Genomic DNA, 24,218 nt, shown 5'->3' with positions numbered 1-24,218 from the left:
ACCGAGCATTACCATGTGTTCGATTGCGCCAACCCCTGCGGCAAGAAGGGCAAGCGCTACCTTGGCGTCGACAGCCATATCTACATGATGGCCGCGGCCCAAAGCTTCATCTCGGGGGCGATCTCCAAGACGATCAACATGCCCAACTCGGCCACGATCGAGGATTGCCAGAAAGCCTATGAGCTGTCTTGGTCGCTGGGTGTGAAGGCCAACGCGCTTTATCGTGACGGCTCCAAGCTGTCGCAGCCCTTGGCATCGGCGCTGGTGGAGGATGACGAGGAAGCTCAAGACGTCCTCGAATCGGGCACCACGATGGAAAAGGCCCAGGTCTTGGCCGAAAAGATCGTCGAGAAGATCGTCATCAAGGAGATCATCAAGGCGCATCGCGAAAAGCTGCCCGAGCGGCGCAAGGGTTACACCCAGAAGGCCATCGTCGGCGGCCACAAGGTCTATCTGCGGACCGGCGAATACAAGGACGGCACCCTGGGTGAGATCTTCATCGACATGCACAAGGAAGGTGCAGGCTTCCGCGCGATGATGAACAACTTTGCCATCGCGGTGTCGGTCGGCCTTCAGTATGGCGTGCCGCTTGAGGAATTCGTCGACGCCTTCACCTTCACCAAGTTCGAGCCCTCGGGCATGGTGCAGGGCAACGACTCGATCAAGAACGCGACCTCGATCCTCGACTACATCTTCCGCGAATTGGCAGTCTCTTATCTGGACCGCACCGATTTGGCGCATGTCCAGCCGCAAGGCACCAGCTTCGACGATGTGGGCCGCGGTGCGGAAGAGGGTGTCTCGAACATCCGCGAAGTGCCCGAAAGCCGGGGATCGACGCCCATCGAGGTGCTCAAGCAAGTCGCCTCGACCGGCTATCTGCGCAAGCGCGCACCGCAGGAATTGCTGGTGTTCCAAGGCGGTGCCGATGCGGTCGCCACGCTTGAGACGCTGATCCCTGAAACCCGCGGGAGCACGGCGATCGCGGCGGTGGCCTCGACCACGGCGGTGGCGACTGGGACGGTCAGCATGGATGCCGCGACGCGCGCGAAGATGCAGGGCTACGAGGGCGAGGCCTGTGGCGAATGCGGCAACTACACGCTGGTGCGCAACGGCACCTGCATGAAGTGCAACACCTGCGGCGGCACGAGCGGGTGTAGCTAATCAAGATCGGGCGCCCCGAACAACGGGGCGCCTGTCATCCGGGGCGGGTGCGCTCGCCCTAGACGCGGATCAGGCCGCAGGCAGAAACTTCGGGCAGAGATTGAGAGCCTGATACGCGAAACTAAAAGGGGGCCAAAAGCCCCCTTTTTTTCATGTTTAGCAATATGTTGTAGGGCGTTCTTCACATTTCCGGCTGAAAGGTGAAACCGTCACTCCCTTGCACCACGCGCCCGATCCCGCCGCCGGGAAGGTGAAAGCCGATCACCGTCATATCCGCCGCCGTGATCTGCGCGAAAAGACGGCCACGGGTTGCAGCCGCCATCTCGGGGTCTTGATCCGAGCCCGAGGTCCATTCAGGCCGCGCAAAGGCGATGTGCCCATTGCCGATCGCATCACCCAGCACCATCACCGCTTGCGCGCCTTCACCGATCACAAAGGCCATGTGCCCCGGCGTGTGGCCGGGGGTGAGCAAGGCGGTGACGCCGGGCAAGACACTGGCGCCATCGTCGAACAACACCATGTCATCGGCCAGTATCTCGAGCCGGCGCTTGGCACCCACGGCGAAACTTGCGCGTTCGGCCCCGATACTCTCGACGGTCGCGTCATCCATCCAATAGTCGAATTCGATCCGACCCATCATATGGGTGGCATCGGCAAAGAGCGCCTCGTCGAAATCATCAAGCGCCCCCCAGAGGTGATCGGGGTGGCCATGGGTAAAGATCACATGGGTGATATCCAGCGGATCGATCCCCGCGGCCGCCAATGCATCGGGTAGCGCACCCACGCTTGACTGGAACGCGGTGCCCGACCCCGCATCGAACAGGGCCAGCGTATCGCCATGGCGTAATAGCGTGATATTGCACGGCGGCGTCAGGGGTGCGCTCGGGTCCATGTCGAAACGCGCCAAGACCGCGGCGAGTTCATCGCCGGGCATCGGCCCGAAAATGAATTCCGCAGGCAGCGTCAGATTGCCATCGGAGAGCGTCAGGATCTCGATCCCCCCGTCCAGCTCAACGCGCGTCTCGGTCCATCCGCGCCGGGGCAGGGTGCTCGACAAGATCGCGGCCCCGCTGGTGGCCAACAAGCTGCGGCGGGTGATTTTCATGGTGGTGTCCTCCCGGTCTGGTGGCGGCATCATGCCTGCGCTTGGGGTCGATATATTCACAATAATAAATATGTGTCACGGCGGAAAACCTTTGCACTTGCATGGATCAAGCCCTTATCCTTGCGCTATGGCGGTCTTGCGCGGCCATCGGCCCTTGCCAGACCCCCAAAAGGAGGACCGCGCATGCGCGCCGTGCATTTCTTGATCGGGGCCTTGTTGGTGGGCGCGGGCGCCTTCGCGGCGCTATGGTTGCCCTTGGGCTTGATGGGGAGCTTGGCCTTGCTGGCGCTTTTGCGCATCTGTTGGATCGAGGACAATATCACCTCCGATCTCTATGGGCGCGATGCGTTGCCCTCGGGCTATGTGCAGACGATGCAGATGCGTCGGCTGTTCATGCTGCGTTGGTTCGGGATCAATCTGGGCGCGGTCTCACCCGATATCTCGGCACATCTCATGGCGACGGCCTTGCGCGCCGAGGCGCAGCTTTGGGCGGCATCCTTGTTTGGTTTCATCGCGATGATCTGCGCGCAACATGGACCCTTCGCCGAGCTGCTGAACCTCGCGCTTGCGGGCGCGCTGTTCTTTGCAGGCTTGAGGCGGGCGGATCGTTTGGCCGTGACGCTGCACCATTGCGATATGGGGCGGCCGTTGCCCGACGAGCTGCTTTTGCCGCCTTTACGGCGCGCGCAAGACCGGCAGCGCTAGGGTTTGCGGCGGCCCATACGCAGGCGGCGCAGGCCAAGACCGCCGCCGATCACCACCGCGATCAAGGCCGCCAGCGCCATGACCACCGCGCCATGCGACAGATCCGATAGCCAATGACCAATCCCGCTGGGCGCATCATGGCCGGGATGGGCCAAGGCTGAGGTGGCAAATAGCGACAGGGCAATGATGGCTGCGTTTCTCGTCATGTGATCCTCGTTTGTCATGGCTGCAGTAGCCTGCAATCCCTTGGCTAAATGGACCACCAGCGCGCGACAAGCGTGCTAGGGTGCCATGTCGCAACACCGAGATAATAGCCCAATAAATGGGCAATACTTGCGGATATCGCCTATTTCAACGCCAGTTGCGATGGGTCAAACTTGGTCAGGGATGGTGATCACCGGCTCCATCCGGGCCAGGATGTCTTCGGCCAGATGGCATTTGATATCATGCCCTTCGGCCATGCGGCGCATCGGCGGGATCTGGGTTTCGCACAGATCGCCCGGCACCTCGGCCTTCCAGCCACAGCGCGTCTGGAAGGGACAGCCGGGCGGCGGGTTCATCGCCGATGGGATATCGCCCTCAAGCACGATATGTTTTTTCGTGACCTTGGTATCGGCGATGGGCACCGCCGACAAAAGCGCCTCGGTATAGGGGTGATAGGGCGGGCTGAAGACCTGATCGGTGGTGCCGATCTCGACCACATGGCCCAGATACATCACCATTACCCGGTCGCTGAGGTAACGCACGATGGACAGATCATGGCTGATGAACAATAGCGTCGTCTTTTCGCGGCGCTGGATCTCCATCAACAGATCGGTCACCGCCGCCTGCACACTGACATCGAGTGCCGAAACGGGTTCATCGGCCACGACGATGCGCGCGCCCCCGGCAAAGGCGCGCGCGATGCCCACGCGTTGTTTCTGACCGCCAGAAAGCTGGCGCGGCATGCGATCCGCAAAGGCGCGCGGCAGCTTTACCAGATCGAGCAGTTCGAGCATGCGATCGCGCCGCTCGGCGTCATTCTTGCCCAAGCCGAAGACTTCGAGTGCGCGAATGATCTGGCGGCCGACCGTCATCGACGGGTTGAGTGTGTCGAAGGGATTTTGAAACACCATCTGAATCGAGGACACGGTGCGGGTGTTGCGCTGTTCGATCGCGATATCTTGGATCGCGCGACCATCGAGTAGCACTTCGCCATCGGTCGCGGTTTCAAGGCCCATCAACACCTTGGCCAAGGTGGATTTGCCACATCCGCTTTCACCCACGATGGCCAATGTCTCGCTTTCACGGGCCTCGAAGCTGAGGCTTTCATTAGCCTTGACCACCCGCTTCTCGCCACGTCCGAACAATGCGCTGGCGGCGACCTCGTAGTATTTCTTGAGGTTCTCGACCTTGAGGACAACCTCACCCTTGGTGGTGGCGGACTGTTCTTCCCGCAGCGCCATTGGCGCGTCCCAGTCGATCTCATCAAGCCGCAGACAGCGGCTTTGGTGGCGGTCACCATGGGCGATATCGGCCATGGAGATATTGCCCGCGTCGCAACGTCCGGCTTCGAAATAGTCGCAGCGTGGCCCGAAATTGCAGCCCCGCGGGCGTTCATGGGGCAGGGGGAAATTACCCGGTATCGCGCGCAGGGGCCGGGTCGTCTTATCCGCGCCCGGCAGCGGGATGGAGCGGAAAAGCGCCTGTGTATAGGGATGGCGCATCTCGTCGAAGACATCGTTGATGGCGCCTGTTTCCACCGCCTCGCCCGAATACATCACACAGATCCGGTCGCAAGTCTCCAGCACCAGCCCGAGATTGTGGCTGATGAACAGCATCGAGGTGCCGTATTTCCGGCCCAGATCCTTGACCAGATCGACCACCGCCGCCTCGACCGTCACATCGAGCGCCGTGGTCGGTTCATCGAGGATCAAAAGCGAGGGTTTCGACATCAAGGCCATGGCGATGACGATGCGCTGCTGCTGGCCGCCAGAAAGCTGGTGCGGGTAGCTGCGCAGCATCCGCTCGGGGTCGGGCAGGCGCACATCGCTGACCATTTCCAGCGCGCGCGCCCATGCGTCCTTCTCCGAGATCCCTTCATGGATCATCGGTACTTCCATGAGTTGCTGGCCGATCCGCATGGCCGGGTTGAGCGAGGCCATGGGTTCTTGATAGATCATCGCGATCTCGCGGCCACGGATGGCGCGCAATTCCTCGGCGCTCATCTGGTTCAGGTCACGGCCCTTGTATTTGATCGTACCGCCGACGATGCGCCCGTTGACGCCAAGATCCTGCATCACACCCAAGGCGACCGTCGACTTTCCGCAACCGCTTTCGCCCACAAGGCCCATCGCCTCGCCGGGCATGACGGAGCAGGAGAAATCCATCACGGCGGGGATTTCCCGGAGCCGTGTGAAAAACGAGATCGACAGGTTGGAAATCTCGAGGATCGGGCCGTCATATGTCTCGGGCAGGTGAGCGACCGTGTCGGGGGATTGATCGAGCATGGTGTCAGTCCTTCAGGCTTTCTTCGCGAAGCCCATCCGCGAGAAGGTTCAGGCCAAGAACAAGGCTCATCAGGGCAAGGGCAGGGGGCAGGGCGGGGTGCGGATAGATCGTCAATAGCCGCCGCCCCTCATTGATGGTCGACCCCCAATCGGGGCTTTCCGGGCTGACGCCAAGGCCGAAAAAGCCCAGCGTTCCCAGCAAGATCGTGGTGTAGCCGATGCGCAGGCAGAAATCGACGATCAAGGGGCCGCGTGCATTGGGCAAAATCTCCCACAGCATGATGTACCACGCCCCCTCGCCACGCGTTTGGGCGGCGGCGACATAGTCCCGGGTCTTGATGTCCAATACGATCCCTCGCACGATCCTGAACACGGTGGGGCTGTTGACGAACACCACCGAGACGAAGACGATCAACAGGTTCCCCGGCACATCGAACAGATCCAGCGCCTCGGGCCAGAGCCGGAACAGCATCGGCAATTCCGGGTCCGATGCGTTCGAAATCAGCGATAGATAGGCCATTCCGCCCAAGCCGACACAGATGGCGACGATCACGTTGCGCAGCTGCGGTTGTGTGCGGTAGCGCGAGTTGAACAAGATCACCAAGAACAGGATCGGGAACAAGAACAACACCATCGACAGGTAGTTGGGAATGCCCGCCGCCACGATCTCGGGCGTGACCAAAAGGTAAAAGAGCAAGATCACCGGAAAGGCCAAAACCAGATTGGCCACGAAGGTCACCCCGACATCGAGCTTGCCGCCGAAATACCCCGCAGGCACCCCAAGCGTGATACCGACCATGAAGGCGAACATGGTGGCCAAGGGCGCGATCTTGAGCACCTCGAAAGCGCCATAGACCATCCGGCTGAATACGCAGCGCCCGAGGTTATCGCCGCCCAGCAGGTAATAGACATACTGACCCTCGCGCGGGTCGGGCAAGACACTGCCCGGCAATTCGTTGCGCATTTGGCTGATCACGTCGATCGGCCCATGCGGTGCGATGCTTTGCACGAAAATCGCGGCGAAGATCCAGAACATCACCAAGCCAAAGCCGGTCATGCCGATGGGGCTGTCGAAAAGTTTGCCGTAAAGCCCAAGGCGGCGCTTGAAGGCGATGGAGAGCGCGAAAAGCACCACCAGCCCGATCCAGACCGGTGTGAGCCGTGCGGCCATCGCGCCGATGATGCCCGTGCGCTGCGGATCGTCCAATACGACGCCGCCGATGATATGGCCGAGGCAGCCCAGCAAGAACACCAGCACCGCATAGCGCATCGTCAGCAGGGAATAGTCGACCGGTCCGCGCTGAACGCTGAGCGAGTGATCGGCATTGATCACCATCTCGCCGGGGCGCATGCCGGCCAATGTCAGCGCGATATTGACCATGAACGCGGCCGCGAACACGACCACTGCGGCAAGCATGATCGGGTTGAGAAGAAGACCGATTTCACCGGACCATGATAGGGGTTCCATCTGCCCGTCCTCCTCAGGATATGCGGATACGCGGGTTCAGATAGACATAGCCGATATCCGAGATCAGCTGTGTTACCAAAACCACGAAGACGGCCACGACCGAACAGGCCAGCAGCAACTCGATATCATTGTTCGACGCGGCCTGAACCAGCGTCCAGCCAAAGCCGTTGTAGTTGAACAATGTTTCCACGATCACGACGCCGGTCAAAAGCCACGGAAATTGCAGCATGATGACGGTGAAGGGTGCGATCAGCGCGTTTCGCAGCGCATGCTTGAGCACGATATTGCGGAAACTCACGCCTTTCAGGCGGGCTGTGCGGATATATTGCGCCGTCATCACCTCGGCCATCGAGGCGCGCGTCATCCGTGCGATATAGCCCATGCCGTAAAAGGCGATGGTCATCACCGGCAAGGTAAAGTTCCAGAAATTCGGCCCATCCATCGCGCTGCGTGCCGAGCCAAGAAAGAGGGTGCCGCTATCGAGCCAGCCCCATTGCACCAGCAAGGGCGAAATCCCCGTCTGGGACGAGGCCAAGAGTACGATGAAAATGACACCCGACACATATTCCGGCGTCGCCGTGGTGCCGATGGAAAAAGTGGACAAGACGCGGTCGGTACGGCTGCCCTCGCGCATGCCGGCCAGAACGCCGACCAACAGCGCCGATGGGACGATCACGGCAAAAGCCCAGAACATCAAGATCCCGGTCAGCGCCAAGCGGCCCCCGATGATGTTTGCCACCTCGTCGTCGGAGACGGTCGATCGGCCCAGATCACCCTGCAACAGGCCACAAAAGCGCGGCGCGGTCTCGGGCGTGTCGCCTCGCTCAAGGCACCGGCCACGCCATTCTCCGGTGGGTTCATCCAGCCGCACCCAACCCGGCACGACACCGAGCCATTCGCCGTAGCGCATCACCAGTGGCCCGCCATAGCCGTTGCGATCCAACCACGAGACGACCTCGGCATCGCTCATACGCGCATTACCTTGGGTCTTGGCCAGTTTTTCGAGGTTCGGGGCAAGATTGGTGAGAAAAAACACCACAAAAGTCAGGCAGAGCGCCGTCAGGACCATGACGCCAAATCGGCGCAAGATGAAGAATGCCATTCGTCGCTGTGTCCTTGCCTAGAGGATCGTCACATCGCGCGACACGCTATGGTGCGATCCCACGCATGGGTTGGTTCAGGCGGCCGGGGCCATTACAGGTCGCGAACCGGGGCGGCGCGGGGCCGCCCCGGAAAATCAGGTGCAAATCAGGACGCGACGCCCAGATGATGCACATTGATCTCGAACTTCGGATGCATATCCGCGTTCAGAACACCCTCGCGGTAATGGCGGAACAGCGAGCGCCAGAACGGAATGAAGGTTACAGCCTCCTCCTGCATGATCTTCTGCAGGCGCTCCATCACCACACGGCGGGCATCGGCGTCTTGAATGCCGTTGGCCTCGTCGAGCAGGCTGTCGAACTCGGCGTTCGAGAAGCCCGTTTCGTTCCACGCCACACCCGAGCGATAGGCGAGGTTGAGGATCTGCACACCCAATTCGCGGTGGTTCCATTCGGTCGCCGAGAACGGGTAGTTCAGCCAGTCGTTCCAGAAGGTCGACCCCGGCAGCACTTCGCGCGTCACGGTCATGCCCGCATCGCGCATCTGTGCCGCGATGGCGTCACAGGTGAAACGGCCCAAGCCGTCATCGAGCGACACCAGGGTGAAGTCGTGATCGGCATGACCGGCAGCCGCCAAGCGCGCTTGGGCTGCGGCCTTGTCGACGACCATCGGGGGAAGTTCGGCATATTCGGGATGGATCGGGCAGACATGGTGGTTCTCACCGACCGTGCCCTGACCGTTCATGCCCAGTTCCAGCACGACCGACAGATCGACCGCTTCCAGCATGGCGCGGCGCACTTCCACATTCTCGTAAGGCGCGTTGAGCTGGTTTGGGCGCACGACGACGGTTGCACCCGTGGTCACGGCGGACTCGGTCCAGCCGACGGCGGTAAAGAGATCGACGAACTCGCCGACGGTCTCATAGGTCATGTCAAACTCACCGGCTTCTGCGCCTGCGAACCATGCCGCCGGATCGGTGCCCAGATCGACGAAGGTGATGTCGTCGAGATAGGTATCGCCCCAATAGGCGTGATCGGTATTGCGCTCAAGACGGCAGGAGATGCCGACCTGGTGATCGGCGATCTTGTAGGCGCCGGTGCCCACGCCGTGATCAAGCGGGTTGGTGCCGATCAGATCGCGATGCTGGATCGCGCCGGGATAGTCGGCCATGCCGGGAACCAGCGTGATATCGGGTGCGGGCAGGTTGATCTGCACGGTCAACGGGTCAACGACGACCACGCCGCCGTCGCGTGCCTGTCCGGTCTCGCTATCGACCAGGCCACCCATGCGAGCGGCCATGGAGTTACCCTCGACGGTGGTGTCGCACCAGCCGACGAAGTTGGCGGCGACGTCTTCGGCGGTGAAATCATCGCCATTGTTCCACTTCACGCCGGGGCGAAGCTTCAATGTGTATTGGGTCGCGTCGGCATTGGCTTCCCAACCTTCCAGCAAGATGCCCGAGAAGGAACCATCGCTGTTGTATTCGATCAGGTACTCCAACAAGCCGCGGCTGACATTGCCAAGCTGCGACCAGTCGTAGGTGCGCGGATCCTTGAGCGCGAGGATCTGCATCTGGATGCGCAGGCTACCGCCCGTGGGCGGGGTCACGCGCTGCGCCATGGCGGGCTTGAGCCCGATCATGGAATAGGCGGCGGCCGCCGAAACACCCAGTGCCGTGCTGCGCACCAAGAATTCGCGACGGCTCATTTGGCCAGCCTTGTACTCGCGCGCATACATTTCCGCGACTGGATGCGTCGTCCGCGTTCCGCCGGAATGATGAGTCATAATTCTTCTCCCTGTGTCGTTTTTACGGACAGCTATCGCGCCATCCTTTTCAGCCGCGGCGACAGATGAAATGTCTGCCATCGGATACCCGCATTCGGCGGTTTTTCTGTCGTTCCGTCAATCACTAGTTGTGATCAATCCAGAGCCATTCCCGACCCCGTCCTGATCAAAAACGACATGGGCCCTGACCGCAACCCCTAGAAAGGTTTTTTTCCATCACCCGAGTCGTCTTGCGCTTGGGGGCCGAATTACCCGAGCCCACGATAAGCGATCGGGGCTTTGCCGGTCGCTTGCTGAAAGGCGCGGGTGAAATATGCGGCCGATGAGAACCCCAATGTCTGGGCGATTTCGCGGGCGGGCATGTCGGTATCGCGCAGCAAGCGGCGGGCCTCGTGCATGATGCGCTCGTTGAGAAGCGCAAGTGCCGGTCGCCCGGCTGCATCGCGGCACACACGCGACAGATGGGTGGGCGTGACTTGTAAGGCTTGGGCGTAATCGGCCACGCCCGCACCGCTGCGAAACCGCTTTTCCACGGCATCGGCGAATTCTTCGACAAGTCGATGCGACCGTTCGCGCAGGGCCATGCCTTGATCCGTGCTGGTCTCGCGCGTGATCCAAGCCGAGATCAAAAGCCCGTACCCCATCAAGGCACGGTGCATCGCAGGGGCTTGCGCGCCGAGTTCGCGTTCAGCTCGTTCCAGATGACCTGTCAAGCTGGCCTGTCCCTCGATGGTTGCGATGCGTCGCTGGAACGGGGTTCGCGGCAGGCCAAGGTCATTGTCGGCGGGCAGGGCAAATTCGATCCCCTGAAGCTGCGCCGGAAGCTCGATCGCCATCTGGGTGCCCGCCGGCAAGAACATCGCCGTGTTCGGCCCATAGCCGCGTGTAACGCCGCGGATCGTCGCGCGCCCTTGTCCACGCGTGATCCAGTAGAGGCGGTGTTTCGCCTCGCTATGCAGCAACTCCAGCCGCCACGCATCTTTCATGCGCAGCTTGCCAAGCGAGGTGATGCGAAAACCCAGATCCGAGTCGGTCATCGCGAGAGGCTGTGCCGGATGTCGTAAATATGCAAGCAATCCGCGCCTGAATGGCCGAATTAACGCGAAAGTTTGCAAATTTGTGCAAAAGGTGTCATCGGCTTGGGTCTATTCCGCGCCAGTCGCCCAGCCGTGCGCGAAACCATGTGCGCTGGCGTTTGGCATATTGGCGCGAGGCGATGATGGCCGCATCGCGTGCCGCGGCCAAGGTCATTTCGCCATGCAGATACGACATCAGTTCCGGCGCCCCGATCGCCTTCATCGAAGGGAGGTTGGGGTCCCAACGGGTCCAGTTGGCTTCGGCTTCTTCCAGTGCGCCGCGATCCAACATCGCATCGAACCGCCGCGTGATCCGCTCATTGAGCCAGTCGACCGGCGCATCGATGCGCAGCGCAAAGCAGGCCGCGGGCGGCAAAAGCGGTGCGGGCGTCGTGGCTTGCCAAGCGGCGAGACCTTGGCCGGTGGCCTCCAACACCTCCCATGCCCGTTGAACGCGGGCGCGGTTATGCAGATCGATCCCCGCCGCGGTGTCGGGATCGAGGGTCGCGATCATCTCGTCCAGCGCTATGCCGTCGGCCAAGGCGCGGATTTCGGGCGGGGTCGGGGGGATTTCCGCCAATCCTTCGGTCAGGGCGCGGAAATAAAGTCCCGTGCCGCCCACGATGATCGGGCGTTGCCCGTCGATCAGATCCGTCACTTCGCGCAGCCAGTGACCGACCGAATAGGGGGTATCCCAGCCGACATGGCCGTAAAGATGATGCGGGGCAGCGGCCAGATCGGCGGCATCGGGGCGTGCGGTCAGCACGCGCCAGTTTTCGTAGACCTGCAGCGCATCGGCATTCACGATGATCCCGCCTTGCGCCTGCGCGATGCGCAACGCCAAGGCCGATTTGCCCGAAGCGGTCGGTCCCGCGATCAGAACCGGGAAGTTATCGGGAATGGTATTCAATTCGATCAATGCGTTGCCTTGTGACGTTCACGTTTGCGCCACTGCTGGTGCAACGGGATTTTGGATCGGCGCCACCGCCAAGAGGCGTTGAACCCCCTGCTGTTTTAGACCATGGTGCGTTGCACGCAATGTGCAGTGGTCACTTTCCCAATCACAGGAGCCCGCCCATGTCCGACAGCCCAACCGCACCGGCCGATGCCCGCTATAGCCGGGTGATGTTGAAGATCTCGGGCGAGGCGTTGATGGGCGATCAAGGATATGGGCTTCATCCGCCGACGGTCGAGCGGATCGCGCGCGAGGTGAAATCGGTCCATGATCTGGGCGTCGAGATTTGCATGGTGATCGGTGGCGGCAATATCTTTCGCGGCCTGCAAGGGAGCGCGCAAGGCATGGAGCGCACAACCGCCGATTACATGGGGATGCTGGCCACAGTGATGAACGCGCTGGCGATGCAATCCTCGCTAGAATCGATCGGGGTCTATACCCGCGTGATTTCGGCCATCACGATGAATGAGGTGGCCGAGCCCTATATCCGCCGCCGCGCGATCCGCCATCTGGAGAAAAAGCGCGTGTGCATTTTTGCCGCCGGCACCGGAAACCCCTATTTCACCACTGATACCGCCGCCACCTTGCGCGCCTCCGAGATGGATTGTCAGGCGATCTTCAAGGGTACCAAGGTCGATGGCGTCTATGACAAGGACCCCAAGAAACACGCCGATGCCAAGCGCTATGAAAGCGTGACCTATGACGAGGTGCTGGCCCAGCATCTGGGGGTGATGGATGCCTCGGCGATCGCGCTGGCACGCGAGAACAGCCTGCCCATCATCGTGTTCAGCCTTGATGAGCCGGGCGGGTTCAAGGGCATTCTGGCTGGTCGCGGCACCTATACCAAAGTGTCCTGAACGCCACCTTGGCCCGTTGTCTGACACCGTGGCGCAAGTCGGTTCTGGAAACCACGCGCGGCTTTGGGTATCACCGCACCCAACAGAAGCGATAAAGGGCCGAGCAGATGGCAGAAGACGAACTTGACATCGACCTCGATGATCTGGCGCGCCGTATGGATGGCGCATTGGCGGCATTGCGCACGGAATTCGCCTCACTGCGGACGGGACGCGCATCGGCCAGCATGTTGGAACCGGTCATGGTCGATGCCTATGGGCAGATGACGCCGATCAACCAAGTCGGCACCGTCAACGTGCCCGAGCCGCGGATGGTCACGGTCAATGTCTGGGACAAGGGCCTTGTCGGCAAAGTCGAAAAAGCGATCCGCGAAAGCGGCTTGGGCATCAATCCGCAACTCAACGGCACCATCATCATGCTGCCGATCCCGGAATTGAACGAGGAACGTCGCCGCGAATTGACCAAAGTCGCCGCACAATATGCCGAACACGCCCGCGTGGCGGTGCGCAATGTGCGGCGTGACGGGATGGACCAGATCAAGAAGGCCAAGGCCAAGGGCATGTCGGAAGACGACGTCAAGCTTTGGGAAGAAGAGGTGCAGGAATTGACCAATGGCCATATCGCCAAGGTCGATGCAGCACTGGAAACCAAACAGGCCGAGATCATGCAAGTCTGATCGAATGGCCCCCGCCGGGGCCATTTCAACTGGTACCATTTGTTCCCATCGTCAGGATTTTCGCGCATGCCCAAGCAATCGAGCAAACCCGATCATGTCGCCATTATCATGGATGGTAACGGGCGTTGGGCCCAGATGCGCGGGCGGCCACGCCTGTTCGGTCACGCGGCCGGCGCGCGTCGGGTCAAGGAAATCGTGCGCGCCTGTCCCGATCTTGGGGTGCGATACCTGACCATCTTCGCCTTCTCGACCGAGAATTGGAAACGCACCCAAACCGAGGTCGCGGGGCTGATGCGTCTGTTCAAGCGCTACATCCGCCGCGAAGCACAGGCGCTGTTCGACGAGAATGTCCGCGTGCGCTTCATCGGCGATCGTGTGCGCCTCGAGCCTGCCTTGGTCGATTTGATGGACGGGCTGGAATTGATGACGGCCGGAAATTCGGGGACCAATCTGACCATCGCGCTCAATTACGGCGGACGCGACGAGGTGACCCGCGCGGCACGGCGCTTGGCGCATGATGTGGCGATGGGCAAGCTCGACCCCCGCGAGATCAGCGACGAGACATTTCCGCGCTATCTTGACACCCATGTTTTGCCCGATCCCGATCTGGTGATCCGAACCAGTGGCGAGGCGCGGATTTCGAACTTCTTGCTCTGGCAGTCGGCCTATGCCGAGTATGAATTCATCGACACGCTCTGGCCCGATTTCAGCCCCGAGGTCTTTGCCCAGGTGATCGGTCGCTTCGGCCAGCGCGAGCGGCGCTTCGGCGCGGTCATGGCCTGAGGGTAGCTTGGGCTTGGCGCGCGACAGTTTCTCGGACCTGGCCACGCGGATGGTCACAGGGCTTTTGCTTGCCATTGTTGGCCTGTCGGCTGTTTGGGCAGGGGGCTGGTGGTTCACGGCGCTGGTCGTGATCCTTGTCGCGGCCTTGGTGTGGGAGTTGGTGCGCATGCTGGGCGGCTCTGGTGCCGGGGCCGTGATCCTTGGCCTGCTGGCGGGCGGTGCCATTTTGGCCACCAAGCTCGCACCGCTTGCCATTGCCTTGATCTTGGCGCTCAGCGTGCCCCTTGCGGCCATGGCCATGCTCGCACGGCACAGGCGGCTTTTCGTGCTGACCATCGTGATGATCTTGTTGGCCGGTGTCGGGTTGATCGTACACCGCGACAGCTTCGGCCTGACTTGGATGTTATGGCTGGTGCTGGTCGTCGTGGTGACCGATATCTTGGGCTATTTCGCCGGGCGATTGATCGGGGGTCCGAAATTTTGGCCGCGGATCAGCCCCAAGAAGACATGGTCTGGCACCGTTGCGGGCTGGATCGGGGCGGGGCTGGTCGGCTGGGCATTCATGGCCAAGACCGGGGTGGGGGCCGAGTTGGTGATGATCTCGGTCGCGCTGAGCATGGCAAGTCAGATGGGTGATGTCGCGGAATCGGCGCTGAAGCGACATATGGGCGTCAAGGACAGTTCCAACCTTTTGCCCGGCCATGGTGGCGTCTATGATCGCTTCGACGGGTTGTTGGGGGCGGCCTTTCTTTTGGTGATCGTGGAAAGCGTGACGGCGTTTCCGCCCGCCCCGCTTTGACAGCCCAGCGAAAGAAGGGGCCGATGCGCAGCATTTCCATTTTCGGCGCGACAGGGTCGATCGGGCAAAATACCGTCGATCTGATCGCGCGCGCGCCGGCGGCGTACAGAGTGGTCGCGCTGACCGGCGGGTCCAATATCGCAAGGCTGGCCCAAGATGCGATCCGTCTGCGGGCCGAGATCGCGGTCACCGCACATGACGACCGCTTGGATGATCTGCGCGCGGCCTTGGCGGGCACGGGCATCACCGCGTTGGCTGGCGAAGCCGCCTTGATCGAAGCTGCCGACCGCCCCGTCGATTGGGTGATGTCGGCCATCGTCGGCGCGGCGGGTCTCGCGCCGGGGTTTCGCGCGCTGCGCCATGGCGGCACGCTGGCTTTGGCCAACAAGGAAAGCCTTGTCACCGCAGGCCCGCTTTTGCTGGCCGAGGCAGCCGCGCATGGTGCCACGATCCTGCCCGTGGACAGCGAACATTCGGCCGTGTTTCAGGCGCTTGTGGGTGAGGATATCGGCGCGGTCGAACGGATCATCATCACCGCCTCGGGCGGGGGGCTGCGCGATTGGCCGCTTGACGCGCTGGCATCGGCCACCGTTGCCGATGCGGGCGCGCATCCCAACTGGGCGATGGGCCAGCGGATCACGATCGACAGCGCCTCGATGTTCAACAAGGGGATGGAGCTGATCGAGACGCGCGAATTTTTCGGCGTGGCACCTGCGCGGATCGAGACGGTGATCCACCCCCAATCGCTGATCCATGCGCTGGTGGGGTTCAACGATGGTGCGCTGATGGCGCATCTGGGTGCGCCCGACATGCGCCATGCCATCGGCTATGCGCTCAACTGGCCCGAACGGCGGCATTTGCCGGTCGCACGCCTCGACCTTGCGCAGATCGCGACCTTGGAGTTTCGCGCGCCCGATCCCATGCGCTATCCGGCCTTGGCTATCGCCCGTGCGGTGATGGAAACGGGTGGCCGCGCAGGGGCCGTGTTCAACGCCGCCAAAGAGGTTGCGCTGGACGGTTTCATCGCCGGGCGCATCGGTTTCATGGACATGGCGGCGGTGGTCGACCGGACGCTTGACGAAATAACGTCGCAGCTTCGCCTCAGTTCTTCCATGTCGAACCTTGAGGAAGTGTTGATGACGGACCACATGTCACGACAGACGGCATGGGCAGAGATCACAAAGATGGAGCGTTAAGCACCCGATGGAATTCATTCCCCAGTTCGGCAATATCGCCTTTACCATTGCGGCCTTTGTCGCGGCCTTGTCCATCATCGTGGCGATCCATGAATATGGGCATTATATCGTTGGCCGTTGGTCGGGCATCCATGCCGAAGTGTTTTCCATCGGCTTCGGCCCGGTGTTGCTCGGACGCACGGATCGGCGCGGCACACGCTGGCAGATCGCGGCGCTGCCTTTCGGGGGTTATGTCAAATTCTTGGGCGATGCGGATGCGGCCAGCGGCAAGGATGGCGCGGCCCTCGATGCGCTCGACATGGCAGAGCGGCGCCGTTCGATGCATGGTGCGCCGCTTTGGGCGCGTGCGGCCACGGTCGCGGCAGGGCCGGTGTTCAACTTCATCTTTTCCATCCTGATTTTCGGCGCGGTTCTGTTTTTCACCGGCCGCCCCACCGAAGAACCGCGTGTCGGCGCGCTCACACCGCTGCCGCCCGAGATGCAACAACTTGAGGCCGGCGATTTGATCATGGCCCTCGATGGGCAGCCGGTTACCGCCTTTGGGGATGTCTTCACCGTTGCCGAAAGCCTGCCACCTGCCGCCAGCGTGATCTACACGGTCGAACGTGATGGTGCCGTGATCGAGACCGAGGCGGCATTTCCATTGATCCCGCTGGTCGATACCGTCGCGCCGCAATCGGCTGCTTTTGCGGCGGGCTTGCAGCAAGGCGATGTCATTCGCGCCGTGGATGGGATGCCGATCTATGCGTTCCGCCAACTGCGTGACACGGTCGCTGCCGCCGAGGGCACGCCCCTGACGCTGTCGATCTGGCGCGCAGGCGAGCCGGTCGAGGTCACGCTGGTGCCCCGGCGAACCGATCTGCCATTGGCCGAAGGGGGCTTTGAGACGCGCTGGTTGATCGGCGTGACGGGTGGTTTCAGCTTCGAGCCGGTGCGCGAGGGCGTTGGCCTTTTCGCATCAATCGGGTTCGGTGCAGAACAGACATGGTTTGTTGTGCGATCTTCGATGTCGGGGCTTTGGCACATCATCACCGGTGCGATTTCGTCATGCAACTTGCAAGGACCGATCGGGATCGCCGAGACCTCGGGGGCGGCGGCAAGTCAAGGCATCGACAACTTCATCTGGTTTATCGCCGTCTTGTCGACAGCTGTGGGCCTGTTGAACCTGTTCCCGATCCCCGTGCTTGATGGCGGGCATCTGGTGTTTCACGCCTATGAGGGGATCAGTGGCAAACCGCCCTCGGACAAGGCGATGCGGCTGTTCATCACCCTCGGTTTGACGCTGGTTCTGTCTTTGATGCTGTTTGCATTGTCCAACGACATTTTCTGCCCCTGACGCCGATGATATTGTTCACAGCTTTTCCATAAGGCTGCCCCAGCATTGCCATAATGCCGGAAGATTTTGGCACCGTGTCGCCCAACTCGGAGCATGCCATGAAACAGCTGATGGAAAGCACGCGCAGCATGTCGCTTTTGGTCGTGCTGAATATGGACCGCTTTTTGGTGCCGCTGCTGATCGTTGCGGCGCTGTTTCTGGCGGGGGCTTTGTTCGACTACGCCACCGAATTCTAAGGTTATCGCGAACGTTTGATCGCACGCTGCACTGCGCTTCGACCTTGGGTTTTGCGCCTTGGCTGTTGGGGTTCGTTTTGACAACCCTCCGACCCTCCGCTAGGCAGGAAATGTCTGCTGGGAATTTTGGGGTTGGATGAGATGAGTCGGCATGTCCAGTTTTGGCCGTCGCGCGTGAAGCGTCAGCTGATCGGTGCGTTGCGCCTTCGGTCCTTATCCGGCCTGTTTGCGGTGCTTTTGATCCTCTCGGGGAGTTTGATCGTTCCATCGGCAAGCGCCCAGACCTTCAGCTTTTCGCGTTTCGATGTGGTGGGGAATGCCCGCATCAGCGATTCTGCTGTTTTGACCTATGCCGCGATCACCCCGGGTAGCGAGGTGTCTGGCGCGCAGGTCAACGACGCGCTGCAACGTTTGCAAAACACCGGGCTGTTCGAGTCGGTCGACATCACGCCGCGCGGCAACACGCTGGTGATCACGGTGCAGGAATACCCGACGATCAACATCATCTCGATCGAGGGCAATGAGCGGCTCGATGATGATGCGCTTTTGCCGGTCATCAGCTCGACACCGCGCCGCACCTATTCACCCAGCGTGGCCGAGCAAGACGCCAACGCGATCGCCGAGGCCTATCGCGTCTCGGGTCGTCTGACCGCAACGGTGACGCCGCGCATCATTCGGCTGGCCGAAAACCGCGTCAATCTTGTCTTCGAGATTGCCGAAGGGCGGGTCGTGGAAACCGAGCGGATCACATTCGTCGGGAACCGCGCCTATTCCGATCGGCGCCTGCGCCGCGTGTTGGAAAGCACGCAGGCCGGTTTGCTACGCCAGATCATCCGCCGCGATACCTTTATCGCCGAGCGGATCGCGCTGGATCGTCAACTCTTGTCGGATTTCTACCTTGATCGCGGCTATGTCGATTTCCAGATCCTGAGCGTGACACCCGAACTCGCGCGTGGGCGCGACGCCTATTTCGTGACCTTCAACGTCCGAGAGGGGCAAAGCTTTTCCCTGGGTGCGATTGCGACCACCTCCGAGATCGCCGAAGCCGATGCTGCGGTCTATCAAGATGTCATTCGGATTCGCTCTGGCCAAACCTACAGCCCGCGATTGATCGAGACCACGATCAGCCGGATGGAGGCTTTGGCCACACAGCAAGGTTTGCGTTTCGTGCGGATCGAACCGCGCATCACGCGCAACGAAGAAACACGCACGCTGGATGTCGAATTTCTCATCCGTCGGGGTGAGCGGGTCTTTGTCGAGCGTATCGATATCGAAGGCAATGTGACGACGCTCGACAGCGTCATCCGCCGCCAGTTTACCACTGTCGAAGGCGATCCCTTCGATCCGCGCGCCATCAGACAAGCAGCCGAACGCATTCGCGCGACCGGCTTTTTCGCGGATGTCGATGTTGAAAGCCGCCCCGGCACGTCCGCCGATCAGATCATCGTCGATGTCGATGTCGAAGAGCAGCCGACCGGTACCTTGGGCTTTTCCGCCAGCTTCTCGACCGACACCGGACCGGGTCTTGCGGTGAATTTCGCCGAGTCGAATTTCCTCGGGCGCGGTCAGGCTTTGGAGTTCGGTTTCAACACCACCGATGGCAGCCGTGCGTTCAACCTGTCCTTCACCGAGCCCGCCTTTCGCGCGCGTGATCTGGAGTTGGGGCTGAACGCCTTTTACACCGAGACCACTGATCAGAACCGCAATTTCGACACGCTCGATGTCGGTTTGCGCACCAGTCTGGGCTTCCCGATTTCCGAGTTCGGACGCTTGAACACATATCTCGGCGTTGAGCAGAACGAGATATCGGGGCTGGATGCTGCAAGCAGCTCGCCCATCTTGTTCGCCGAACAAGGTGAGCGCCTCTTGTCCTACGTCGGGGTGCAATATGCCTATGACACCCGCAACGGCGGGCTTGACCCGACACGCGGTGTGCGGCTGCAATTCGGGCTCGAATACGCCGGTTTGGGTGGCGATACAGAGTATCTGCGCGCAAGCTTCCTCGGCATCGCCGAGCAACAAGTGCTGCGCGAAGATGTCACCCTGCGCGCCAGCTTCGAGGGTGGCGCGCTTGAAATGCTCGGCGGCTCCAGCCGTCTGGCAGACCGCTTTTTCCTGTCCAGCCGGCAAATGCGTGGTTTCGATGCCTTCGGCCTTGGCCCGCGTGATACGGCTGCGACGAACCAAGACGCGCTTGGCGGTAACTTCTTCTCGGTCGCCCGCTTCGAGGCGGCGTTCCCCTTGGGGCTGCCCGATGAATACGGGATCTCGGGCGGGTTGTTCTATGACATCGGCTCGGTCTGGGGTCTCGACAATCGGGCAGGGGCCGGCGGCATGATGGTTGATGACAGCCAGCAGTTGCGCTCGTCGATCGGTGTGTCGATCTTCTGGAACACCGCCATTGGGCCGTTGCGCTTCAACTTCTCGCGCGCCCTTGAATTCGAAAGCTATGACCGGACCCGCGATTTCGATCTGACCGTCGAGACACGGTTCTAAGGGGCGCGCGGCATGCGCATCGGCGTTTTTCGCGGCATGGTGGTGGGGCTGGCCTTGGCCCTGTCGCCTTTGGCCGTTGCGGCGCAGATAGCGCAAGGCGCGCAAGTGGCCCCGCCCGACACAGCCGCCCCCGCGATCGCGATCATCGACCAAGAGCGTATGCTCACAGGCTCGCGCTATGGCCAGCGCATCCAGCAAGAGGTCGAGGAGGCAGGCGCTGCTCTGGTCGCCGAGAACCGCCGGATCGAGGCGCAACTCTCCGAAGAAGAGCTGCGTCTGACCGCGCTGCGCGCAACGATGCCCGCCGATGAGTTTCGCCCGCTTGCGCAGGATTTCAATCAGCGTGTCGAAGGCATCCGCGCCGCCCAAGAGGCCAAGAGCCGCGCCTTGCAGGCACAGGCCGAGGCGGCGCGTGTGCAGTTTTTCGAATTGGCCTTTCCGGTTCTGGTCGATTTGATGCGGATGCGGGGGGCGGTGGTGTTGATGGATAATCGCGCGGTGCTGCTGTCGGTCGAGGGGATCGACATCACCGAAGCGGCGATCTTGCGTATCGACACCGAGATCGGCGCGGGCGGCGATGCCCCGCTGATCGACCTCGACGGCACAAGGCGTGCGCCAAGCCAGACCGAGAGCACGACGCCGTGACCCGGTCGCTTGCCGCATGGCCGGCAAGTTGATACCAGTCGCTTCAGCCTGCATTCAATTCCCGAGGACACATGACGGCAGATACGCCCACAACCGCCGACATCGCGCTGATCCAGCGGATCATCCCGCATCGCTATCCGTTTCTCTTGGTGGATCGCGTGCGCGATATCGTGCCATTTCAATCGGCGGTCGGCATCAAGAACGTCACCATGAACGAGCCGCATTTTCAGGGGCATTTCCCCGGCGCGCCGATCATGCCCGGTGTCACCATCGTCGAGGCGATGGCCCAGACCGCCGCCGTGATGATCGGGGTCTCGGCCGATTTGGCCGACAAGAACCTGTTGGTCTATTTCATGGGCATCGATGGCTGCAAATTCCGCCGCAAGGTGGTGCCGGGCGATATCGTCGAGATGCATCTGACGACACTGCGCGGCAAGCCGGGTGGCAAGGTCTGGAAATTCGGTGGTCAGGCCTTTGTCGAAGGTGATTTGGCCGCCGAAGCAGAATTTACCGCCATGATGGACCTTGGCGCATCGCAAGGGGCGGCCTGATGGCGATCGACGCATCCGCTCAGATCCATCCCGCCGCCGTGGTCGAGGCGGGCGCCAATATCGGCCCCGGCTGCGTGATCGGACCGTTTTGTTTCGTCGGCCCCGAGGTCACGCTGGCCGCTGATGTGACGCTCAAATCCCATGCCGTCGTGACCGGCTGGACAGATATCGGTGAGGGGTCGGTGATCTTTCCCTTCGCCAATATCGGAGATGTGCCGCAAGATCTGAAATATGGTGGCGAGAAAACCCGTCTGATCTTGGGCAAACGCAACCGCATGCGCGAAGGTGTGACGATGAATACCGGCACCGAGGGTGGTGGCGGGCTGACCCGTGTGGGCGATGATTGTCTGTTCATGGCGGGCGCTCATGTGGCCCATGACGCGCAGGTAGGCGACAGGGTCATCATGGCCAATAACGCCGCTGTGGCGGGCCATTGCATCATTTCCGATGACGTCATCATCGGGGGGCTTTCGGGTGTGCATCAATTCGTGCGCATCGGCAAAGGGGCGATCATCGGTGCGGTGACGATGGTGACCAATGATGTGATCCCCTACGGCCTCGTGCAGGGGCCGCGCGGGATGCTCGACGGGCTGAACCTTGTGGGTCTCAAGCGTCGCGGGGTGGCGCGCGAGGATATCATGGCCCTGCGCGCGGCCTTTCAGGCACTGGCGCAAGGCGATGGCGCCTTCCAAGATCGTGCCAAGCGGCTGCTCGATGATGTGGCCGGGCAATCGCAATATGTGCGTGATATCGTCGATTTCGTGCTGGGCGAAAGCGACAGATCCTTCCTTACGCCGGGCTGAGGGATCATGGGCCGGCGCGCCATCATCGCGGGGGCTGGGGCCTTGCCCTTGCTTGTCGCCGCGGCTGGGCCCGCCATTGTCGTGCGTTTCGCCGATGCGCCGGGCGGCACGGGCCACGCCGATCTGCGGGCGCGCTTTGAGCAGTTGGGCAAGCTGTTTACCGATCTCAAGGCGCATGGGGTCGATGAGCTTTGCCTTGCGGGCGCGATGCAGCGCGTGGGTTTCGCGCAAGAGCTGCTGGACCCCGAGACCAAGGCGCTGTTGCCGCGGTTGGCCACCGCAATGGGGCAGGGCGATGATGCGCTCCTGCGCAGTATCGTGGCGATTTTCGAAGAGCAGGGCTTTACCATTCGCGGCGCCCATGAGCTGCGCCCCGATCTGGTGGCGCGTGCGGGTGATCTGTGTGGACAGGCCATCGCACCTGCTGATACCGCCCGTGCGCGCGCCTTGTTGGCGGCCATAGGACCGCTTGATGTGGGTCAGGCGGCGGTGGCGGCGCAGGGGCAGATCCTTGGCATAGAGACATTGCAAGGCACCGATGCGCTGTTGCGTTTCGTGGGCGAGACAATGCCGGGATCGGGCGGAGTATTGGTCAAGCGCGCCAAGCCCGGACAGGATTTGCGTGTCGATATGCCCGCCATCGGCCCCGAGACCATCGCGCTGTGTGCGCAGGCCGGGCTGAAGGGAATCGAGCTTCAGGCCGATCATGTCTTGTTGCTTGATGGTGACGCGGTGCGCGCGGCCTGTGCGCGCCATGCCATCAGCCTATGGGCCGTGCCATGACGCTGCGGCTGTTCTTGGTGGCGGGCGAGCCCTCGGGCGACCGGCTGGGTGCGGCGTTGATGGCCGGGATCAAGGCTTTGTCCCCGACCCCGGTGGTGTTTCACGGCATCGGCGGGCCCTTGATGCAGGCCGAGGGGCTGCAAACGCTTTTCCCGATGGAAGAGCTTTCGGTCATGGGCCTGACCGAGATCTTGGCCAACTACCGCCGCTTGTCGCGCCGCGTGCAAGAAACCGCCGCGTCGGTGCTGGCATTTGAACCGGATGCGTTGATCACCATCGATATCCCGGAATTTTCTTTGCGTGTCGCGGCACTTGTCAAAGCGACACAGCCCGATCTGCGCACCATTCACTATGTCGCCCCCACGGTCTGGGCATGGCGTCCGGGCCGGGCCAAGAAAATGGCCAAATCCGTCGATCATGTGCTGGCGCTCCTGCCTTTTGAGCCGCCCTATATGGAAGCGGCGGGGATGAGTTGCGATTTCGTGGGCCACCCGGTCGTGACCGAAGAGCAGGCCTCCGAAGACGAGATCGCGGCGTTTCGGGCCAAGTATCTGCGCGATGCAGGCCCGGTCATCCTTGTGCTGCCCGGCTCGCGCCGGTCCGAGGTGGAGCGCTTGATGCCGGTCTTCGGCGCGGCGCTTGGCGATGTTCTGGCCCGCCATCCCGATGCGCAGATCGTGTTGCCGGCCGCGCCTGCCGTGGCGGGTGCCGTGGCAGCATTGCTGCAGGATTGGCCGGGCCAGCCCATCATGCTCGATCCGCGCGGCGTGCCGCCCGAGGTTTTCGCCGCCGAGAAACGCGCGGCCTTCGCCAGCGCTGACATGGCGCTTGCGGCTTCGGGCACGGTCAGCCTCGAGCTTGCTGCAACGGAAACCCCGATGGTCATCGCCTACACGATGAGTTGGCTCAGCCGAAAGCTGATCGGGGCGATGTTGCGCGTCGATACGGTGACATTGGTCAATCTGGTGACCGATAGCCGAACGATCCCGGAATTTCTGTCCGAGAATTGCCGCCCTGCACCAATCGCGGCGGCCCTGAACCGGTTGATGGAAGATGATCGCGCCCGTCTTGACCAGCTTGACGCGATGGCGCTGACGATGCGGCGCTTGGGCCGTGGGGGCGAGGCGCCTTGGCTGCGTGCAGCGCGTTCGGTATTGGCCCGGATCAATCGCGATTAGCGGGTGAAATCGGCCAAGACCGCAGCTGAAAGCGCC

General features: G+C 61.8%; 23 protein-coding genes. 15 read left to right on the top strand and 8 right to left on the bottom strand.

What is annotated here, in order from left to right; genetic code table 11:
- Positions 1-1,161: TSCPD domain-containing protein (locus ACTG4J_RS07180; RefSeq protein WP_439138285.1), on the top strand; the 1,161-nt coding region annotated here is incomplete at its 5' end.
- Positions 1,162-1,342: 181 nt separating this feature from the next.
- Here the strand turns inward: ACTG4J_RS07180 and ACTG4J_RS07175 are convergent.
- Positions 1,343-2,266: an MBL fold metallo-hydrolase gene (locus tag ACTG4J_RS07175; protein ID WP_439138283.1), complete on the bottom strand. Its 924-nt coding sequence runs from the start codon at positions 2,264-2,266 to the stop codon at positions 1,343-1,345.
- Between the two features lie 183 nt (positions 2,267-2,449).
- Between ACTG4J_RS07175 and ACTG4J_RS07170 the strand changes: the two genes are divergently transcribed.
- Positions 2,450-2,971 carry a hypothetical protein gene (locus tag ACTG4J_RS07170; RefSeq protein ID WP_439138281.1) on the top strand — a complete coding sequence of 174 codons (522 nt, stop codon included), beginning with the start codon at positions 2,450-2,452 and terminating at the stop codon, positions 2,969-2,971.
- Here the strand turns inward: ACTG4J_RS07170 and ACTG4J_RS07165 are convergent.
- The 7 genes from ACTG4J_RS07165 to miaA form a co-directional block, all read right to left on the bottom strand.
- On the bottom strand, positions 2,968-3,177 hold the full coding sequence (locus ACTG4J_RS07165) for a hypothetical protein (protein ID WP_439138280.1): 210 nt from the start codon (positions 3,175-3,177) through the stop codon (positions 2,968-2,970). The genes ACTG4J_RS07170 and ACTG4J_RS07165 overlap by 4 nt on opposite strands.
- A 165-nt stretch (positions 3,178-3,342) precedes the next feature.
- Complete coding sequence (locus ACTG4J_RS07160) at positions 3,343-5,460, bottom strand: dipeptide ABC transporter ATP-binding protein (protein WP_439138278.1); 2,118 nt, start codon at positions 5,458-5,460, stop codon at positions 3,343-3,345.
- 4 nt (positions 5,461-5,464) lie between these two features.
- Positions 5,465-6,928 carry an ABC transporter permease gene (locus ACTG4J_RS07155; protein WP_439138277.1) on the bottom strand — a complete coding sequence of 488 codons (1,464 nt, stop codon included), beginning with the start codon at positions 6,926-6,928 and terminating at the stop codon, positions 5,465-5,467.
- 13 nt (positions 6,929-6,941) lie between these two features.
- Positions 6,942-8,030, bottom strand: coding sequence for an ABC transporter permease (locus ACTG4J_RS07150; RefSeq protein ID WP_439138276.1), 1,089 nt, complete (start codon positions 8,028-8,030; stop codon positions 6,942-6,944).
- A gap of 146 nt (positions 8,031-8,176) precedes the next feature.
- The gene (locus ACTG4J_RS07145; protein ID WP_439138275.1) at positions 8,177-9,814 is read right to left on the bottom strand and encodes an ABC transporter substrate-binding protein; all 1,638 of its coding nucleotides are present in this window, start codon (positions 9,812-9,814) and stop codon (positions 8,177-8,179) included.
- 248 nt (positions 9,815-10,062) lie between these two features.
- Positions 10,063-10,851: a helix-turn-helix transcriptional regulator gene (locus tag ACTG4J_RS07140; RefSeq protein ID WP_439138273.1), complete on the bottom strand. Its 789-nt coding sequence runs from the start codon at positions 10,849-10,851 to the stop codon at positions 10,063-10,065.
- Between the two features lie 94 nt (positions 10,852-10,945).
- Complete coding sequence (gene miaA / locus ACTG4J_RS07135; protein WP_439138271.1) at positions 10,946-11,809, bottom strand: tRNA (adenosine(37)-N6)-dimethylallyltransferase MiaA; 864 nt, start codon at positions 11,807-11,809, stop codon at positions 10,946-10,948.
- Between the two features lie 158 nt (positions 11,810-11,967).
- Between miaA and pyrH the strand changes: the two genes are divergently transcribed.
- The 13 genes from pyrH (at position 11,968) to lpxB (ending at position 24,182) form a co-directional block, all read left to right on the top strand.
- Complete coding sequence (gene pyrH, locus ACTG4J_RS07130) at positions 11,968-12,702, top strand: UMP kinase (protein WP_439138270.1); 735 nt, start codon at positions 11,968-11,970, stop codon at positions 12,700-12,702.
- A gap of 107 nt (positions 12,703-12,809) precedes the next feature.
- On the top strand, positions 12,810-13,376 hold the full coding sequence (gene frr / locus ACTG4J_RS07125; RefSeq protein WP_439138268.1) for a ribosome recycling factor: 567 nt from the start codon (positions 12,810-12,812) through the stop codon (positions 13,374-13,376).
- 66 nt (positions 13,377-13,442) lie between these two features.
- A complete protein-coding gene (gene uppS, locus ACTG4J_RS07120; protein WP_439138266.1) occupies positions 13,443-14,159 on the top strand; it encodes a polyprenyl diphosphate synthase in 717 nt (238 codons plus the stop codon).
- A gap of 13 nt (positions 14,160-14,172) precedes the next feature.
- Positions 14,173-14,958: a phosphatidate cytidylyltransferase gene (locus ACTG4J_RS07115; RefSeq protein ID WP_439138264.1), complete on the top strand. Its 786-nt coding sequence runs from the start codon at positions 14,173-14,175 to the stop codon at positions 14,956-14,958.
- Positions 14,959-14,981: 23 nt separating this feature from the next.
- The gene (dxr, locus tag ACTG4J_RS07110; protein ID WP_439138262.1) at positions 14,982-16,154 is read left to right on the top strand and encodes a 1-deoxy-D-xylulose-5-phosphate reductoisomerase; all 1,173 of its coding nucleotides are present in this window, start codon (positions 14,982-14,984) and stop codon (positions 16,152-16,154) included.
- A gap of 7 nt (positions 16,155-16,161) precedes the next feature.
- On the top strand, positions 16,162-17,490 hold the full coding sequence (rseP, locus tag ACTG4J_RS07105) for an RIP metalloprotease RseP (RefSeq protein WP_439138260.1): 1,329 nt from the start codon (positions 16,162-16,164) through the stop codon (positions 17,488-17,490).
- 53 nt (positions 17,491-17,543) lie between these two features.
- Complete coding sequence (locus ACTG4J_RS07100) at positions 17,544-17,726, top strand: hypothetical protein (protein ID WP_439138258.1); 183 nt, start codon at positions 17,544-17,546, stop codon at positions 17,724-17,726.
- Positions 17,727-17,867: 141 nt separating this feature from the next.
- Positions 17,868-20,222, top strand: coding sequence for an outer membrane protein assembly factor BamA (gene bamA / locus ACTG4J_RS07095; RefSeq protein ID WP_439138257.1), 2,355 nt, complete (start codon positions 17,868-17,870; stop codon positions 20,220-20,222).
- A 12-nt stretch (positions 20,223-20,234) separates the two neighbouring features.
- Positions 20,235-20,867 (top strand): OmpH family outer membrane protein, encoded by a 633-nt coding sequence (locus ACTG4J_RS07090; RefSeq protein ID WP_439138255.1) that lies wholly within the window; start codon positions 20,235-20,237, stop codon positions 20,865-20,867.
- Between the two features lie 71 nt (positions 20,868-20,938).
- Positions 20,939-21,418, top strand: a complete 480-nt coding sequence (fabZ, locus tag ACTG4J_RS07085; RefSeq protein WP_438975188.1) for a 3-hydroxyacyl-ACP dehydratase FabZ — start codon at positions 20,939-20,941, stop codon at positions 21,416-21,418.
- Positions 21,418-22,221 (top strand): acyl-ACP--UDP-N-acetylglucosamine O-acyltransferase, encoded by an 804-nt coding sequence (gene lpxA, locus ACTG4J_RS07080; RefSeq protein ID WP_439138253.1) that lies wholly within the window; start codon positions 21,418-21,420, stop codon positions 22,219-22,221. Before fabZ ends, lpxA begins: the two co-directional genes overlap by 1 nt.
- A 6-nt stretch (positions 22,222-22,227) precedes the next feature.
- Positions 22,228-23,004 carry an LpxI family protein gene (locus ACTG4J_RS07075; protein ID WP_439138251.1) on the top strand — a complete coding sequence of 259 codons (777 nt, stop codon included), beginning with the start codon at positions 22,228-22,230 and terminating at the stop codon, positions 23,002-23,004.
- Positions 23,001-24,182: a lipid-A-disaccharide synthase gene (gene lpxB, locus ACTG4J_RS07070; RefSeq protein ID WP_439138249.1), complete on the top strand. Its 1,182-nt coding sequence runs from the start codon at positions 23,001-23,003 to the stop codon at positions 24,180-24,182. Before ACTG4J_RS07075 ends, lpxB begins: the two co-directional genes overlap by 4 nt.
- Positions 24,183-24,218 lie beyond the last annotated feature (36 nt).

Source organism: Roseicyclus sp. (assembly GCF_965662675.1).
GTDB lineage: Bacteria > Pseudomonadota > Alphaproteobacteria > Rhodobacterales > Rhodobacteraceae > Roseicyclus.
The sequence above is the reverse complement of the archived record's forward strand: the minus strand, read 5'-3'. Positions and strand labels throughout refer to the sequence as shown.

Excerpts from the sequence above, each read along its gene's own strand:
- ACTG4J_RS07145 (WP_439138275.1), bottom strand. The coding sequence starts at position 9,814 with ATGACTCATCATTCCGGCGGAACGCGGACGACGCATCCAGTCGCGGAA.
- fabZ (WP_438975188.1), top strand. The coding sequence starts at position 20,939 with ATGACGGCAGATACGCCCACAACCGCCGACATCGCGCTGATCCAGCGG.
- ACTG4J_RS07155 (WP_439138277.1), bottom strand. The coding sequence starts at position 6,928 with ATGGAACCCCTATCATGGTCCGGTGAAATCGGTCTTCTTCTCAACCCG.
- dxr (WP_439138262.1), top strand. The coding sequence starts at position 14,982 with ATGCGCAGCATTTCCATTTTCGGCGCGACAGGGTCGATCGGGCAAAAT.
- frr (WP_439138268.1), top strand. The coding sequence starts at position 12,810 with ATGGCAGAAGACGAACTTGACATCGACCTCGATGATCTGGCGCGCCGT.
- rseP (WP_439138260.1), top strand. The coding sequence starts at position 16,162 with ATGGAATTCATTCCCCAGTTCGGCAATATCGCCTTTACCATTGCGGCC.
- ACTG4J_RS07170 (WP_439138281.1), top strand. The coding sequence starts at position 2,450 with ATGCGCGCCGTGCATTTCTTGATCGGGGCCTTGTTGGTGGGCGCGGGC.
- bamA (WP_439138257.1), top strand. The coding sequence starts at position 17,868 with ATGAGTCGGCATGTCCAGTTTTGGCCGTCGCGCGTGAAGCGTCAGCTG.
- ACTG4J_RS07090 (WP_439138255.1), top strand. The coding sequence starts at position 20,235 with ATGCGCATCGGCGTTTTTCGCGGCATGGTGGTGGGGCTGGCCTTGGCC.
- ACTG4J_RS07165 (WP_439138280.1), bottom strand. The coding sequence starts at position 3,177 with ATGACGAGAAACGCAGCCATCATTGCCCTGTCGCTATTTGCCACCTCA.
- uppS (WP_439138266.1), top strand. The coding sequence starts at position 13,443 with ATGCCCAAGCAATCGAGCAAACCCGATCATGTCGCCATTATCATGGAT.
- lpxA (WP_439138253.1), top strand. The coding sequence starts at position 21,418 with ATGGCGATCGACGCATCCGCTCAGATCCATCCCGCCGCCGTGGTCGAG.
- ACTG4J_RS07160 (WP_439138278.1), bottom strand. The coding sequence starts at position 5,460 with ATGCTCGATCAATCCCCCGACACGGTCGCTCACCTGCCCGAGACATAT.
- ACTG4J_RS07100 (WP_439138258.1), top strand. The coding sequence starts at position 17,544 with ATGCCGGAAGATTTTGGCACCGTGTCGCCCAACTCGGAGCATGCCATG.
- ACTG4J_RS07075 (WP_439138251.1), top strand. The coding sequence starts at position 22,228 with ATGGGCCGGCGCGCCATCATCGCGGGGGCTGGGGCCTTGCCCTTGCTT.
- ACTG4J_RS07140 (WP_439138273.1), bottom strand. The coding sequence starts at position 10,851 with ATGACCGACTCGGATCTGGGTTTTCGCATCACCTCGCTTGGCAAGCTG.
- ACTG4J_RS07175 (WP_439138283.1), bottom strand. The coding sequence starts at position 2,266 with ATGAAAATCACCCGCCGCAGCTTGTTGGCCACCAGCGGGGCCGCGATC.
- ACTG4J_RS07150 (WP_439138276.1), bottom strand. The coding sequence starts at position 8,030 with ATGGCATTCTTCATCTTGCGCCGATTTGGCGTCATGGTCCTGACGGCG.
- lpxB (WP_439138249.1), top strand. The coding sequence starts at position 23,001 with ATGACGCTGCGGCTGTTCTTGGTGGCGGGCGAGCCCTCGGGCGACCGG.
- pyrH (WP_439138270.1), top strand. The coding sequence starts at position 11,968 with ATGTCCGACAGCCCAACCGCACCGGCCGATGCCCGCTATAGCCGGGTG.